The organism is Bartonella sp. HY328 (assembly GCF_025449335.1).
Classification (GTDB): domain Bacteria; phylum Pseudomonadota; class Alphaproteobacteria; order Rhizobiales; family Rhizobiaceae; genus HY038.
Window position 1 is genome coordinate 2922712 of record NZ_CP104883.1, and the last position, 15358, is coordinate 2938069.

A 15358-nucleotide genomic window follows, 5' to 3' on the forward strand; every position below is an offset into this window, starting at 1 on the left:
TTTGTTTGTTTGAATACGATATTTAGTCATTTGTCAAGGTTTTGCTGTCATTTTATTAGATTATGAACGGATTGACATGAGATTTTATGGATTTTTAGCAAAAGTAAGCAATATAAGCCAAAAGAATCGGCATTACTTACACAATCCATAAGCTTTGTTTGATAGCTTTTAAAGTAAGGATTTATGAAGGAATGAGAAAATTGTTGCGCAACCGCTTTAGTCTGGCCAGCATTGCTGCCCTTGGTTTAACCCTTATGATCGGCACCACCGCTGCAATGGCGTCACCAAAATGCGGCAATACATCCGCTGGCTTTGCCAATTGGCTAAGTGAAACAACTAAAGACGTCAAAGCCAAAGGTTACGGCAGCAAGGCACTTAATGCTCTTGCCAATGTACGCTATGCACAAGCCACCATTAATGCTGACCGCAACCAACATTCTTTTAAATTAAGCCTTGAGCAATTTATGCAAAAACGCGGATCTAGCACCATTGTTGCCCGCGGAAAAACTTTAAAGAAGCAAAATGCGGCATTGTTTGATCGAATTGAAAAGAAATATGGCGTGCCAGCAGGTCCATTATTAGCAATTTGGGGTATGGAAACGAGTTTTGGCAATTACATGGGCAAACAGCACACGCTTTCTGCGGTTTCAACCCTTGCTTATGATTGCCGCCGCTCGGATTTCTTTACTGATCAGCTTTACGCAGCCTTAACCCTTGTCGATCGTGGTGATTTTGATCCAAAATCCGTCGGCGCTATGCATGGCGAAATTGGCCAAACACAGTTTCTACCAGTTAATGTCTTGAAATATGGCGTGGATGGTGATGGCAATGGCCATATTGATATGATCCGATCACGTGCAGATGCCTTGGCATCAACCGCCAATTTCCTTAAAGGCCATGGTTGGAAAGCTGGCCTTGGCTACCAACAGGGCGAGCCAAATTTTAAGGCCATTGAAGGCTGGAATAAAGCATCGGTTTACCAGCGCGCTATCGCCATTATGGGCAAACAAATTGACGGCCAATAATTAATACAATATTTTACCAAATAGAGGCTTGCATAGTGATGTGCGAGCCTTTTATTTTTGCATTTAAATCCTATCGCATAAAAAAGTATCTTTTTTCTTGAATAATTGGCAATAATCAGTATTAAATAGCTTCATCCGTTGGACCTGTTTTTCAGGTGGCTATTCCGGGCGCCTATCCCCCGGCAACATTTTGTTAGAGCATTTGTAAATTATTTTAAAACAATAAGATGCTCTCATTTTGGGTTTAAAGCATAATTTATCAAAGCGCATTTTGCCGCTTTATGTAGCGCGTTTTATATGTGCAATTAAGCCAATAGAAAGATTCATAACTTGAAAACTCGTGGTTTTGCTACCATTCGTCATGAATGGCTGGGCAATATTCGCGGCGATGTGCTTTCCGGCACGGTTGTCGCTCTTGCCCTTATTCCTGAAGCGATTGGTTTTGCCCTTATTGCTGGCGTTGACCCAAAGGTCGGTCTTTATGCCGCTTTTTCAATTTGTTTTTTAACCTCTATTTTTGGTGGCCGCCCCGGCATGATTTCCGGCGCGACTGCGGCTGTCGCGGTGCTTTTTGTCGTTCTCGTCAAGGATCACGGCGTCCAATATCTTTTTGCCGCAACAATTCTTGCGGGCCTTTTGCAAATGCTATTTGGGCTCCTAAAAATTAGCGCATTAATGCGCTTTATTTCCCAACCAGTGATGAATGGATTTGTCAATGCCTTGGCAATTTTGATTTTCATGGCGCAATTGCCAGAATTACTGGGGCAAAATGCCAAGCCCCTAACTTTCATCATGGTTGGCGTTGGCTTGCTTATTCTCTACCTCTTTCCGCGCCTCACTAAGGCAATCCCTGCCCCATTGGTTTGCATTATCGTGTTGACTGCCGCCGCCTATTATCTCAATCTTGACGTAAGGACGGTTGGGCAAATGGGAGATATTCCTGAAAGCTTGCCCGTTTTTGCCATTCCAAGTGTTCCCTTTACCTTTGAAACACTCATTATTATTTTTCCCTATGCTTTGGCGGCTGCTCTTGTTGGCTTGCTTGAATCCTTGATGACCACCAATATTGTTGATGAATTAACCGATACTTATGGTAATAAAACCCGTGAATGTATTGGCCAAGGCATTGCTAATTCGGTGACTGGTTTTTTTGGCGGCATGGCAGGCTGCGCCATGATTGGTCAATCAATGATCAACGTGAAAAGTGGTGGACGCGGTCGCCTTTCATCATGCTTTGCCGGCCTATTCTTATTATTTCTCATATTAATTTTGAATGATCTGGTGGCGATAATCCCAACAACTGCCCTTGTCGCCGTGATGGTCATGGTATCTATCGGTACATTTTCATGGTCTTCGGTTAAAAACATTCCTCGCAATCCTGTAACGTCTTCATTGGTTATGCTTGTGGTGGTTGCAGCTGTCGTTTACACCCATAACCTTGCCATTGGGGTTATTGCTGGCGTTATTTTGTCAGCACTATTTTTTGCTTGGAAAATTGCCCGCTTGATGACCATTACTTCAAACCTTAGCAATGATGGCCGTAGCCGTACCTATCATATTGACGGGCAATTATTCTTTGTATCCGTATCAGGATTTGCCCGAGCGTTTGATTTTGGAGAAGTATTGGATAAGGTGATCATTGATGTGTCACGCGCTCATATCTGGGATCTTTCCGCTGTCACGGCCATTGACCAAGTTGTGCTAAAATTTAGACGCGAAGGGGCAGAAGTGGAGCTGATTGGTATGAATACGGCAAGCGAACTTATCATCAAAAAACATGCCGTTCATGATAAGGAAAATGGTAAACTACCGGCTGGACACTAGGGAATTCACCCATTAAACTAGCTACATTGAATAAAGCATTTTTACTTCTATATTAAGTATAAATGCTTTATGTTTTGAATTTATTAGCGCGTCGCAATGAAATTTTTAAAAAGGGCACATCATGACCCATATTCTTTCACTCATTGACAGCTCCATCTACGGTCCCAGCGTTTGTGACTTGTCCAGTTGGATAGCTACGCGCCTTGATGCAACCGTCGAGCTTGTTCATGTTATCGATAAAAGCGAAACGCACGAACAATTAACTGATTTAAGTGGCTCCATCGGTCTTGGCGCACGCAGTGCCTTGCTCAACAAACTATCTGACCTTGACGCGGAACGCGCACAGCTTGCTAATAAGCATGGCCGTGTCCTTCTTGATGAAGCAAAAGAGCGACTTGAAAAAAGTGGCGTTCAAAATATAACCACGAATTTGCGTCATGGCACTTTACTTGATGTCATGGAGGATTTAGGCAAAAAAGCCGATTACATTATTCTTGGCAAGCGCGGTGAAGGCGCTGATTTTATCAAGCTGCGGCTTGGCTCTAATGTTGAAGATGTGGTACGTAGTAACCAGAACCCTACTCTGCTGGCGGCGCGACAATTTAAACCAATCAGCAGTTTTTTAGTGTCTTATGATGCAAGTGCTGCGATTGAACGCGCCATTGACTATCTATGTCAAACGCCGCTGCTTAAATCTCTTAGTTGCCACCTTATTATGGCAGGAAGTGAAAACGATAAGGATTTTGACAAGTTAAATGCAGCAGCGGTCAAACTGGTTTCAGCTGGCTTTGATGTTAAAGCCGACATTATTAATGGTGCTGCAGGTCCAGTTATTAAAAACCGCGTTGAAAAAGATAATATTGATCTTCTCATTATGGGCGCTTATAGCCACTCGCGTTTAAAGCAATTTTTTGTTGGCTCAACCACCACGGAACTTATTCGTGGTTGCCTTATCCCGGTTATGCTTTTTAGCTAAAAAAGCCTCCAGAAAAAAATTCCGAAGGCTTTTTAAGTCTATATTAAGCAATGATTGTCTTGAAATGGTTAAGGATTGCATCCCCCATTTCGCTGGTGGAAACTTTACGCATACCATCAGAATAAATATCGCTGGTGCGAAGACCATCATCCAATGTACGTGAAATTGCTTTTTCAAGCTTAGCAGCTTCTGCATTAAGCGAGAAAGAATAACGAAGACACATAGCAAGAGATGCAATCATCGCAATTGGATTGGCAATACCTTTACCAGCAATATCAGGGGCTGAACCATGCACTGGTTCATACATAGCCTTGCGAGCACCAGTATTTTCATCCGGCGCACCAAGCGAAGCTGATGGCAGCATGCCAAGAGAACCGGTGAGCATAGCTGCAACATCAGATAAAAGATCACCAAAAAGATTATCGGTTACAATCACATCAAATTGCTTAGGTGCACGCACAAGCTGCATGCCGCCAGCATCAGCCAACATATGTTCAAGCACCACATCGCTAAAACGATCTTTATGAGTAGCATTGACCACTTGATGCCATAAAACGCCTGACTTCATGACATTGCGTTTTTCCATTGAAGTAACGCGGTTGCCGCGTGTGCGGGCAAGGTCAAATGCTACTGCTGCAATTCGCTCAATTTCATATGTATCATAAACTTGTGTATCAATCGCGCGTTGTTCGCCATTGCCAAGGTCAATAATTTCCTTTGGCTCACCAAAATAAACACCACCAGTTAATTCGCGCACGATTAAAATATCAAGGCCTTCTACCAATTCGGGCTTTAATGAAGATGCATTAGCAAGGGCTGGATAACAAATAGCAGGACGCAAATTGGCAAAAAGGCCAAGATCTTTGCGAAGACGTAGGAGACCAGCTTCAGGGCGTTTGTCGTAAGGAACGTTATCCCATTTTGGGCCACCGACTGCACCAAATAAAACCGCATCAGCATTTAATGCGCGCACCATATCATCATCAGAAATTGCAACACCATGGGCGTCATAGGCTGATCCGCCAACAAGCCCCTCTTCGCAAACGAAATCCAGATCAAGCTCATTGGTCATGTAGGTGATAATTTTACGCACCTCGGCCATAGTTTCAATACCAATACCGTCACCTGGTAAGAGAAATAATTTTCTTGCAGCCATTCTGACACCCTCAATTGCTAATGTTAAACAAAATACTGATCATCTGCTTTATTTTAAGCAAATACATATGGCGCAACAATAGAACTGCATTTCACCAATTACAATATGCCTCTTAAAATTTTGATCACGCACGTATCGATTTAACCCTGCACCAATTATTAAGATATAAAATACAATTAGATCCGTACAAATAATAATTTTATGAAAAAGCTAAATTAGAAATTTAGCTATATACTTTGAAATAATTCTAATTTTTCATTTAAAAAAATTATAAATTATTGCAATTATTAACTAGGATTGCTTAAAATTATCTGATATTCATTTTAGCCTATGTCATTCTAAACGGGTTTTTTAATTTTAAATTTTTATATTAAAATATATAAATTTAATATTTTGAATAATAATATTTTTACATATCAAAATCGATATTGATAATATTTCCAATGAATTAGACTTTAAATTTATTCAAAATACACAGAGAGCTGAAATGGAAATTGATAATATATTATCTAAGCTATATGCAGATCATAATGGAAAAATATCCGACAAATGGTCTATATATATAAAGACTTATCACAACCAACTCAGTTCCTATCAAGACAAAGATATCAATATGCTTGAAGTGGGGATTCAAAATGGTGGTTCCCTAGAAATATGGGCCAAATATTTTAAAAATGCCGGCGTTATTCTTGGCTGTGATATTGATCCCAAATGTGCAAATTTGAAGTTTGATGATACTAGAATCAATGTGCTGGTTGGTGACATAAGTAAACCTTCAACGAAAGAACGTATTTCCGCAACTTGCACAGAATTCGATATTATCATTGATGATGGCTCTCACAAATCGTCTGACATAATTGCTACATTTTGTAGTTATTTTCCCGATCTTAAAGATGGTGGTCTATTTATTATTGAAGATCTGCATTGCAGTTATTGGAAAAATTATGAAGGAGGTCTATTAGATCGCCACTCGGCAATTGAGTTCTTAAAACTATTAATAGATGTGGTAAACTTTGAACATTGGGGCCTTCCATTAAATAGAACTGCTCCCATAGCACATTTTTTAAAAGATTTAAATTTAAGTATCAGCGAAGAAACCTTATCACATATTCATTCTATACAGTTTATTAACTCCCTATGTATTATCAAAAAAGCAATTCCCACGGATAATGAACTTGGAAAACGCGTTGTTGCAGGACTAGAAGCATTGGTGGATTCAGAAGTGTTAGAGCATAATAACACGAAGTTAAAAGCACCTAATGAAGAGGTGGGCGTTTCACGGCTCAAATTTTTCAAAAAAAATAGACCAATATTGCCTTTTTGATAAGTGAAAGACAAAAATTAAAACCAATGATTAAATGAGCTTAAAGAAAGCGCTCTAAAATATATAATTCAATGATTATTCCATATGGAACATTTGAACAAGTGGCTGCTCGACTGGTGAGCCGTCGGCATTTGTTGCCATAATATCAGCCATATAGGCCCACCAACGCTTCATAATCGGATGGTTTGATAGATTATCTACTTTATTTGGATCTTGTCGCTCCATAATTGCAAAAAGGCAATAGGTTTGCGGATCCAAATAAATGGAATAATCGGCAATACCAGCCTCATGAAGCAAATCTACCAAATCTGGCCATATTAGGTCATGACGACGCTTATATTCTTCCATCATACCTTGATGTAATTGCATACGAAAAACATATTTCATAAAGGCTTCCGTTTGCGGATAAGATTAAGAAGTGTTGGCAATCCTATCGTCAGAATAAGTAGAAAGCCGATAAAGATCGACATGACTATACCTGGTACGTTAAGAAGACCCAAACCAAAAGTCACCAGCCCCATGACGAAAGCCGCAATGGTTACTCCAATTATAGTTCCAGAACCGCCCAGAATAGAAACACCGCCCAGAACCACAATAGTAATAACCTCGAGCTCCCATCCTTGGGCAATTGATGGCCGTGTCGATCCAAGCCGTGAAGTTAAACAAATTGCAGCAATAGCACTCATAAGGCCGGTAAGAAGAAACAAAGAAAATTTTATATGCCCGACACGAACACCCGAAAATCTTGCCACCATTTCACTATTACCAATAGTATAAATACGGCGCCCATAGCTCGTCGCATGCAAAATCAAAGCAAAGGCTATAACGCAAATCATAAATAGACAAAATTCAAAAGAAATAACCCAAAAAACATATCCCTGTCCAAAATAAGAAAATGATTGAGGATAGCCGCCAAATGCTTTGTCACCTAAAACAATATAAGAAATTCCACGAAACAAGCTCATAGTACCAATTGTTACAACAATTGAAGGTAACTTTAACCCCGCAACAAGAAAGCCGTTAACAGCACCACACAAAATTCCAGTCGCAAGACCAACTATAATTAGAACAGGTGTATCGGCACCCAATTGCAAGGCAAGACCCATCATTGTTGAAACAAGTGCAATAATGGCGGCAACGGAAAGGTCGATTTCACCGGAGATAATCAATAAGGTCATAGCAAAGGCTATCATGGCCTTTTCGGTAAAATTAAAAGTTGCATCCGATAAATTCCACGCATCAAGAAAGTAAGGAGACGCGAATGAATTGGCAATAAAGATTAAAATCGCCACAATAAATAATAGCATTTCCCAGCTATTAAAAACGCGCCAAAAGCGATTATCAAGCCGGTCTGGAATAGTTTTACGCGCTAAAGCGCTGGGGTTTGACGTTGTTTCCTGCTTCATCCTATTCTCTCCTCATAGGTCTTGGCCGCTTGGTCTCGCAAAATAATGCGTCCACGACGTTTTTCTTGCCGCGCATTAAAAATGACAGCAAGAATAATAACAAAGCCCGATATTGCCATTTGCCAAAAAGGAGAGATATTTATAACTGGTAAGGCGTTTTTGATAATACCCAAAAACAACGCTCCCAACACTGTACCAATGACGGTGCCAACACCACCAAGAATAGACAGGCCACCAATGACACAAGCAGCAACCGTGTCCAATTCAAAGCCAGCAGCAATATCCACATAGGCAACAGCATAACGTGATACCCACAAATAGCCGCATAGCCCGGAAAGAGAACCTGAAAGCATGAAGGCAAAAAATTGCGTTTTACCAATATTGATACCTGCATAAACGGCTGCAACGGGATTGCCACCTGTTGCATAAAGTGCACGCCCAAAAAAAGTTCGGGTCATGACAATGTACATGATCATAATTGCAATGATTGCAAGCCAGCCAAGCAAGGGTAGCCCCCAAAAGACATGGCGTGGTGCGCGAAGAAAGGCTTCTGTCATTTGATGGGCATTAACCCACTCTCCGCGAGAAAGTACAAAAGCCATGCCACGATAAATTGTCAAAGTACCAAGAGTTGCAACAATTGCCGGTATTTTAAAAAGCCACACCAACAAGCCATTTATGGCGCCAAGACATGCCCCCATAAAACACGCAAAAAAGACAAGTAAAAAAAGCGGTAATTCTGGATAATGGGCATTTAGCATGGCTACTGCCATACCCGTAAAAGCAAGATTAGCGGCTACCGACAAATCGATTGACCGGGTTAAAATAACTGCCATCTGCCCCATTGCCATGATGATAAGAATAGAGGTATCATTAAAAATATGAGCAAGGTTAGTCGGTTGCGCAAAGCCCTTAGAGCGCATTGAGAATATTGCTATCAAAGCACTTATAATCAGGAAAAGAATAAATTCACGGCTTTTAAAAAAACGTTTCATTTTTTATCCATTTCCTGTTGCAGCTAAAACCAACGTTTCCGCGCTAAGCTGTTCGCGGTCGAAAATACCAATTTGCAATCCTTCACGCATGACAAGCACGCGATCAGACATACCCATAATTTCCGGCAACTCAGATGAAATCATAATAATGCTTAATCCTTGCAAAGCGAGCTCACTTATAAATTCATGGACTGCTGCTTTTGCACCAATATCAATACCTTTTGTTGGCTCATCAAGGATAAGAACACGGGGCAAAATAGCCAACCATTTAGCAATAACGACCTTTTGCTGATTACCTCCTGAAAGCGTTCCAACGGGAACGGATAGGGCAGCGGCGCGTAAATCAAGGCGTTCATAATATTCACGGGCAAGGGCAAATTCCTTGGCGATGCGTAAAAAGCCATTTTTTGAAGTTTTAGCAAGGGATGGCAAGGAAATATTTTGAAAAATCGGCATTTTTAATGCAACACCCTGACGCCCCCTATCTTCAGGAACATAGCCAATACCGTAGCTAATAGCCTTGGAAATATTATCAATGGCGCATTCCTTACCATTAATCGTCAATCGCCCAGCCGATGGATTTGTAGCCCCAAACAATGCTTGAGCAAATTCTGAACGCCCTGCTCCGACAAGACCATAGATACCCAAAATTTCTCCTTGTCTAAGCTCAAAACTAATCCCCCTAAATTCGGTTGGGTGGCAATAATTATCGACTTTAACAACAACATTATCGCGCACAATATTATTTTTAGGAAAAGTCCGCTCAACAGAGCGGCCCACCATCATCCGGATAATTTCGCCCTGTGATGTCTTTGACAACTCTCCAGAACCAACAGAATGGCCATCGCGAAAAACTGTATAATTTTGCGCAATTTCATAAACCTCATCAAATTTATGGCTAATAAATAAAATAGCCTTGCCGCTTTGACGCAAACGCTCAATTATCGCAAATAGATCATCCACTTCCTTGCGTGATAAAGCAGCTGACGGCTCATCTAGAATAACAATCCGTGAATTGATGGATAAAGCCCGAGCAATAGCAACCAAATGACGCTGAGCAATAGAAAGGGATTTTAAAGGCTGGCGCACATCCACCGTGGTTTCTAGCGAATATAAAAGAGCCGTTGCCCGTGCATAGATGGCTTGCCAATCAACAAAGCCAAAGCGAGTTTTAGGTGTGTGGCCAAGATAAATATTTTCAGCAACGGATAAATCATCAAAAAGGACTGTTTCCTGATGAATAGCGGTAATGCCATAATCTCCGGCAATATGGGGCGTGCCTAGCTCCACCTTTTTGCCATCTATCAATATCTCGCCCTCATCAGGTTGATAGATACCAGTTAAAATTTTCACCAGACTGGATTTACCGGCACCATTTTCTCCAATAAGTGCTGTAACAACGCCTGGATAAAGTACAATATTCACATCATCTAATGCCTTAACACCTGGAAATGACTTGCTAATATGGCGCATTTCAAGGATTGGCAAATCACTGGAGCTAAGGTCTTCTTGCTCGATAAAAATTGATTGATTATTTTTCATGCACTTATCCATTTATTGGCTTTTCATGCTTCTCAAAAAAAATTTGGATTTAAGGCCCTGACCATAGTCAGTGAAGGTGAGTTTTATAGATAAGCTATCCAATTGCTTTTTTACCGTCCCACTTCAGCGATATTTTTAGTGAAATCAAATAAACAAAAGTAATTTGAAAACACATGCAGTGGCATTGCAAACTGCCTTGATTTTAGAGCTCATCTCTTTATTGCTGAAGTGGTAAAGTGCTTTAATTTGTCTTTTGCCCCATGGTAGGCACGCAAAAGCTCATTCAAATTTTGTTAAAAATGCTTTATATTTAAATAGCAAAGCGTTTTTAAACTATAATGAGCTTTTAAAGAGCACGCCCCTTTTTATAAAAATAGCAACGTGCCGCCAATTTTAAGTTTGATATATTATAAATGCAAAACACCATATAAATGCAAAAACCTAGAGAATTTGGCCTCAAATGCTAATGCCAATTAATGGCACCAAATTTAATAAAAACACTCTTAGTTTCAAAAACAGCATTAAAAGACTTTAGAAAACTCATCAATATTTGACTTATCATAAATGAACGGTGGCGCCATAATGACTTCCCCCTCATCACCGACAGTCAGCTCTCCCATGCGCCCCGCATCAATTTTACTTCCCTTATCGCTATTGGCATCGCCATCAACCAAACGCTTGGCAATATAAGTAACTGAATAGCCAAGATCGACTGGATTCCATATGGCAAACTCGTTTGTTACACCAGCCTTAACCGCACCAGCCATCTCAGATGGAAGACCAAAACCGGTGACAAAAACATCGCCGACTTTCTTGGCATCCGTGACCGCCTGCGCCGATGACAAAATACCGACAGTGCTTGGTGACATGATCACTTTAACATTTGGGTAGGATGACAAGATGCCTTGCGCTTCACGATAACTCTTATCGGCAAGGTCATCACCATAAACTACGGTTACAAGATTGAGCTCAGGATATTCAGACATGTGTTTCTTCATTTCTGCTATCCAAATATTCTGATTGGTTGATGTGGTTGTAGCAGAAACAATTGCAAAATCACCTTTACCATCAGGTAAATGATCTTTAATGAGCTTCAAGCCGGTTTCACCAATCAGCTCGGTCGATGATGGGTTAAGATGAATCATCCGCCCCTGCGGTGCAACGCCGGAATCCCACGATATTACCTTTATACCGCGTTGCATTGCCCGTTTCAAAATAGGCACAACCGCATCGGGATCATTTGCCGAAATAGCAATCACATCAACCCCTTGTGCTATCAACGAGTTAATAACCTCGATTTGCCCTTCCGCCGTGGTGGTGGTTGGGCCCGTATAAATGATATTTACATCACCAATTTCTTTTGCGGCTTCTTGTGCGCCACGATTTGCTGCCTCAAAAAAGCCATTGCCTAAAACTTTAGCCACAAGCCCAATTTTTAAAGTCTCGGCCTTAGCCACGCTCACAGGCGCAATGAACGCCAAACATAATGCAAATAGAACCTTGCTAATCCGCATGGTGATTACCTCCCTAAATATTTTATGCCTTCCCACGGCATAAAATCCTCTTCCTTCAACCATTCTATATAAAATATGATCATATTCAATCAAAAAATTAATATATTTGCAAATTAATGATTGATTTTGGTTGACAATGATTGAAATAGATCCTTTCTATTAACTATCCAGATGGATGTCATAGAGTAATATGAATCCATATTTGTCGATATTTGAAAGGGAGATCAAATGAAACGGCAACCGATCCCACAAGAATTTATAGATGCGCATAACGAGAATTATCTTGCTGACCATAAGCGAGATTATGCCATTTTAGGCGAGAAATTGGCACGGCGGCATATTAATATTGAAAACATAACAAGCAAAGTAGGCCAATTTTTTGTTGCGATACCATCATGGGGGACAGCGACTGGCGGCACGCGATTTGGTCGGTTTCCTGGCCCTGGTGAACCGCGCGATATTTTTGATAAATTAGATGATTGCGCCGTTATCGAGGCGCTTTCGCAAGCAACGCCAAATGTATCCCTTCACATTCCTTGGGATCAAGTAGACACAAAGCAGCTAAAAACTTATGCCGAAGCTTTAGGGCTTGGCTTTGATGCGATAAACTCTAATACGTTTTCTGATAGTGCTGGCCAAATCTATTCTTATAAATATGGTTCATTAAGCCACACTGATGCTAAGGTAAGACGCCAAGCGATTGAGCATAATATTGAATGCATAAGGATTGGCAATGAACTTGGTTCAAAGGCATTAACAGTGTGGATTGGGGATGGAAGTAACTTTCCCGGGCAATCGCATTTCATCCGCTCTTTTGAACGCTATTTGGATTCCATGGCAGAAATTTATAAAGCACTGCCCGATGATTGGCGGTTATTTAGCGAGCATAAAATATATGAGCCTGCCTTCTATTCAACTGTTGTGCAAGATTGGGGCACAAATTTCTTAATCGCGCAAACTCTTGGAGAAAAAGCTTATAGTCTTGTTGATCTTGGTCATCATGCCCCCAATGTCAATATCGAAATGATTGTTGCCCGCCTCATGCAATTTGGCAAACTTGGCGGCTTTCATTTTAATGATAGCAAATATGGCGATGATGATCTTGATGCCGGAACTATCGAGCCTTATCGGCTGTTTTTAGTCTTTAATGAATTGGTTGATGCGCAATATAACCAATTACCCAATCTCGAGCCGTCTTATATGATTGATCAATCGCATAATGTCACAGACCCGATTGAAAGTCTTATTTCATCAGCCAATGAAATTCGCCGCGCCTACGCCCAAGCCTTACTTGTTGACCGTCTTTCATTGGCTGGCTACCAAGATGAAAATGATGCGTTAATGGCATCGGAAACCTTAAAAGCCGCTTTTCGCAGCGATGTCAGCCCGATTCTAGCCGAAGCAAGACTTCGCAGTGGCGGGGCAATTGCGCCCTTAGCAGCTTACCGCGCCAGCAATTATCGCAAAAAAGTTGCGAATGAGCGCCCCGCCTTAACAGGCAATAGTGGCGCTTTTAATTAGCGTTTACACCTTTAATAATTGCAATATGCAAAAACATTTGCTGCGGTAAAAACCACCTATCGCAGCAAAGGGCATGCGATACGCATTACTTTAATTAAAATTTTGTGGTTTTAGCCTATTTTATAGTCTTATTGATGAGATCACGATTAAGGTTGACGGCCAATGAGGCAAGTGCTGGCTATCAATCCTTTAAACAGTCAAAAGAACAAACATTCGCAACAGCTTAAGGCTTCAAAAATAGTAAATATATTTAAAATTATGATAGGATCAATTACTTAAAGCTTTAATTTCAGCCCATGGAATTTCGCCACCAAATATTCTTTTAGTAAATTGATCATCTTGATATTTTGGATAGCGTTTTAATATTCTCATCGCAGAAATACGTTTATCATTACTTTCTTTATCGCCGCGCTGAGTATATCCAGAAAGGAATTGAATAGTCTTGATGATATCACTCATTTCCGCATGGTCTAGAAGTCCATAATCAATAAGGTTATTTAATTCTTGGTTACCACTTGATGATAGTGCTAATGATTGAACTAAATTAAGACCGGTTTCTCTTGGTAACCAAATATCTGCGCCAGCTTTTACAAGAATATCAACGCCTTTATAATTTTGTGCAATAGCAACATCTAAAACCAGTGGGGTATTATTACTGTTTATTTGTATATAATTGGGATCGCCACCAGTTTTAAGATAAATTTTTATAAGTTTATTGATGAATATTAAATCCTCAGCCTCATCATTGCCACCACCCGGCATTCCTAAATAATTCATAAAATTCATGGGAAGACGCTTTGATGGTCTATCGACCATAGTCACATCAGCGCCATTACTAATCAACGTATCAATTGCTTGCACGTTGCGTTGCGACAAGGCATGGAAAAGCAAGGTTATTTCTTGGCCATAGCGTTGATTTATCGCTCCCTGCGGAAGTTTTGCAAAATCGTTTTCATTTAAATCTTGATGTCTTTCAATTTTTTGCGCCAAATGATAGGCATTGCGATCAAAATCACTAAATAAAAGATCCGATTGTGGTGTCAGTAACGAGGTTATATCATTATAAGCTTGATATCCCATAATAAGCAATAAAATGATTGCAGCACTTGATAGGATTGTTTTTATTACCGCACGCTTATTTTTCATTTAACAAGACTCAACTTACAAATTTAAAAAAGCAGGCATTATCCATGCCTGCTCATATTATATTTTATCAGTAAGATTTTGATAGGGCAAATTAACCACCGCTTATGCAATAGGCTAAGACGCTCATAGGCCTTATAACCAATGCCAGCTTGCACTATACTACATATCAAAATTTGACGGCAATATTACGATATCGCGGATGGTTACATTGCGCGGACGGGTCAGCATGAACATCACGCTATCGGCAACCTCGACCGGCTCAATCAAACTACCACTTTCTTTCGCTTTACGCAGATTTTCCTCTGGCCAATCGGCTAAAAGAGCACTAATAACTGGCCCCGGTGAAACCGATCCAACACGAATACCATGTTCTTTTAACTGCCGCCTTGTTGTTTGCACAAAACAATGCATTGCCCATTTGGATGCAGAATAAACTGGTTCCCAAGGAACAGGGAATTGACCTGCAATTGAACTAGTAACAATAATATCGCCAGTCTTACGCTCAATCATATGGGGTGCGATGGCACGGACATTTTTAATAACCGCATTAATATTAAGATTGAGCATGCGGTCGATCTGGTCATAATCGGCATCTATAAGATCACCGCCAATGTAACTACCTGCATTGGCGTAAAAAATATCTATATGATCAACAACCGCAAGAATTTTTTCCAGTAATTGTTTGCATTGGGCAGGATCTAATAGATCAAATACGAGAGGAATAGCGCCATCCCCTAATTTATTGCAAATAGCCTCTAAAGCTTTAACATCGCGATCAATTAAAACAACTTTTGCGCCAGCTTCGATCATGGCTTCCACGCCCGCTAAACCAATACCTGATGCTGCACCAGTGATTGCGGCAATTTTACCGCTCAATTTTTTAGTCATGCTTTTACTACTCCCTTTTGCAAAACAAAACTGTATTATGA

At 40.6% G+C, this 15358-nt stretch carries 13 protein-coding genes and 1 other annotated feature; of the genes, 5 read left to right on the forward strand and 8 right to left on the reverse strand.

What is annotated here, in order from left to right; translation table 11 throughout:
* The first annotated feature begins 191 nt into the window (after positions 1–191).
* The 3 genes from N5852_RS12495 to N5852_RS12505 all read left to right on the forward strand — a co-directional run bounded on the left by N5852_RS12495 (position 192) and on the right by N5852_RS12505 (position 3825).
* On the forward strand, positions 192–1025 hold the full coding sequence (locus tag N5852_RS12495) for a lytic murein transglycosylase (protein WP_262098094.1): 834 nt from the start codon (positions 192–194) through the stop codon (positions 1023–1025).
* A gap of 137 nt (positions 1026–1162) precedes the next feature.
* Positions 1163–1214, forward strand: a sequence feature (sul1 is cis-regulatory element that is thought to sense ions involved in sulfur or methionine metabolism; They are found in Alphaproteobacteria).
* Between the two features lie 141 nt (positions 1215–1355).
* Positions 1356–2849 carry a SulP family inorganic anion transporter gene (locus N5852_RS12500; protein ID WP_262098095.1) on the forward strand — a complete coding sequence of 498 codons (1494 nt, stop codon included), beginning with the start codon at positions 1356–1358 and terminating at the stop codon, positions 2847–2849.
* Positions 2850–2970: 121 nt separating this feature from the next.
* Positions 2971–3825: a universal stress protein gene (locus N5852_RS12505; protein ID WP_262098096.1), complete on the forward strand. Its 855-nt coding sequence runs from the start codon at positions 2971–2973 to the stop codon at positions 3823–3825.
* Between the two features lie 43 nt (positions 3826–3868).
* On the opposite strand, the gene leuB is transcribed toward N5852_RS12505, so the two are convergent.
* On the reverse strand, positions 3869–4981 hold the full coding sequence (leuB, locus tag N5852_RS12510) for a 3-isopropylmalate dehydrogenase (RefSeq protein WP_262098097.1): 1113 nt from the start codon (positions 4979–4981) through the stop codon (positions 3869–3871).
* A gap of 487 nt (positions 4982–5468) precedes the next feature.
* Here leuB and N5852_RS12515 point away from each other — a divergent pair, with 487 nt between their 5' ends.
* Positions 5469–6305, forward strand: a complete 837-nt coding sequence (locus N5852_RS12515) for a class I SAM-dependent methyltransferase (RefSeq protein ID WP_262098098.1) — start codon at positions 5469–5471, stop codon at positions 6303–6305.
* 75 nt (positions 6306–6380) lie between these two features.
* Here the strand turns inward: N5852_RS12515 and rhaM are convergent, their stop codons facing one another.
* The 5 genes from rhaM to rhaS all read right to left on the reverse strand — a co-directional run bounded on the left by rhaM (position 6381) and on the right by rhaS (position 11762).
* Entirely contained in the window at positions 6381–6692 is a 312-nt protein-coding gene (gene rhaM / locus N5852_RS12520) for an L-rhamnose mutarotase (RefSeq protein ID WP_262098099.1), read from the reverse strand.
* Positions 6689–7711: an ABC transporter permease gene (locus N5852_RS12525; RefSeq protein ID WP_262098100.1), complete on the reverse strand. Its 1023-nt coding sequence runs from the start codon at positions 7709–7711 to the stop codon at positions 6689–6691. Before N5852_RS12525 ends, rhaM begins: the two co-directional genes overlap by 4 nt.
* On the reverse strand, positions 7708–8706 hold the full coding sequence (locus N5852_RS12530; RefSeq protein ID WP_262098101.1) for an ABC transporter permease: 999 nt from the start codon (positions 8704–8706) through the stop codon (positions 7708–7710). Before N5852_RS12530 ends, N5852_RS12525 begins: the two co-directional genes overlap by 4 nt.
* A 3-nt stretch (positions 8707–8709) precedes the next feature.
* A complete protein-coding gene (locus N5852_RS12535) occupies positions 8710–10248 on the reverse strand; it encodes a sugar ABC transporter ATP-binding protein (RefSeq protein WP_262098102.1) in 1539 nt (512 codons plus the stop codon).
* 521 nt (positions 10249–10769) lie between these two features.
* Entirely contained in the window at positions 10770–11762 is a 993-nt protein-coding gene (gene rhaS, locus N5852_RS12540) for a rhamnose ABC transporter substrate-binding protein (protein WP_262098103.1), read from the reverse strand.
* A gap of 228 nt (positions 11763–11990) precedes the next feature.
* Between rhaS and rhaI the strand changes: the two genes are divergently transcribed.
* Positions 11991–13283, forward strand: a complete 1293-nt coding sequence (gene rhaI / locus N5852_RS12545; protein ID WP_262098104.1) for an L-rhamnose catabolism isomerase — start codon at positions 11991–11993, stop codon at positions 13281–13283.
* A gap of 267 nt (positions 13284–13550) precedes the next feature.
* Here rhaI and N5852_RS12550 read toward each other — a convergent pair whose 3' ends face one another.
* Positions 13551–14429, reverse strand: coding sequence for an ankyrin repeat domain-containing protein (locus N5852_RS12550; RefSeq protein WP_262098105.1), 879 nt, complete (start codon positions 14427–14429; stop codon positions 13551–13553).
* A 159-nt stretch (positions 14430–14588) separates the two neighbouring features.
* The gene (locus N5852_RS12555) at positions 14589–15317 is read right to left on the reverse strand and encodes an SDR family oxidoreductase (RefSeq protein WP_262098106.1); all 729 of its coding nucleotides are present in this window, start codon (positions 15315–15317) and stop codon (positions 14589–14591) included.
* Between the last annotated feature and the right edge of the window lie 41 nt (positions 15318–15358).

Bases quoted from the DNA above. Each gene is read 5' to 3' on its own strand.
- leuB (WP_262098097.1), bottom strand. From the start codon at position 4,981: ATGGCTGCAAGAAAATTATTTCTCTTACCAGGTGACGGTATTGGTATT.
- N5852_RS12505 (WP_262098096.1), top strand. From the start codon at position 2,971: ATGACCCATATTCTTTCACTCATTGACAGCTCCATCTACGGTCCCAGC.
- rhaM (WP_262098099.1), bottom strand. From the start codon at position 6,692: ATGAAATATGTTTTTCGTATGCAATTACATCAAGGTATGATGGAAGAA.
- N5852_RS12530 (WP_262098101.1), bottom strand. From the start codon at position 8,706: ATGAAACGTTTTTTTAAAAGCCGTGAATTTATTCTTTTCCTGATTATA.
- N5852_RS12555 (WP_262098106.1), bottom strand. From the start codon at position 15,317: ATGACTAAAAAATTGAGCGGTAAAATTGCCGCAATCACTGGTGCAGCA.
- rhaS (WP_262098103.1), bottom strand. From the start codon at position 11,762: ATGCGGATTAGCAAGGTTCTATTTGCATTATGTTTGGCGTTCATTGCG.
- rhaI (WP_262098104.1), top strand. From the start codon at position 11,991: ATGAAACGGCAACCGATCCCACAAGAATTTATAGATGCGCATAACGAG.
- N5852_RS12495 (WP_262098094.1), top strand. From the start codon at position 192: ATGAGAAAATTGTTGCGCAACCGCTTTAGTCTGGCCAGCATTGCTGCC.
- N5852_RS12550 (WP_262098105.1), bottom strand. From the start codon at position 14,429: ATGAAAAATAAGCGTGCGGTAATAAAAACAATCCTATCAAGTGCTGCA.
- N5852_RS12525 (WP_262098100.1), bottom strand. From the start codon at position 7,711: ATGAAGCAGGAAACAACGTCAAACCCCAGCGCTTTAGCGCGTAAAACT.
- N5852_RS12515 (WP_262098098.1), top strand. From the start codon at position 5,469: ATGGAAATTGATAATATATTATCTAAGCTATATGCAGATCATAATGGA.
- N5852_RS12535 (WP_262098102.1), bottom strand. From the start codon at position 10,248: ATGAAAAATAATCAATCAATTTTTATCGAGCAAGAAGACCTTAGCTCC.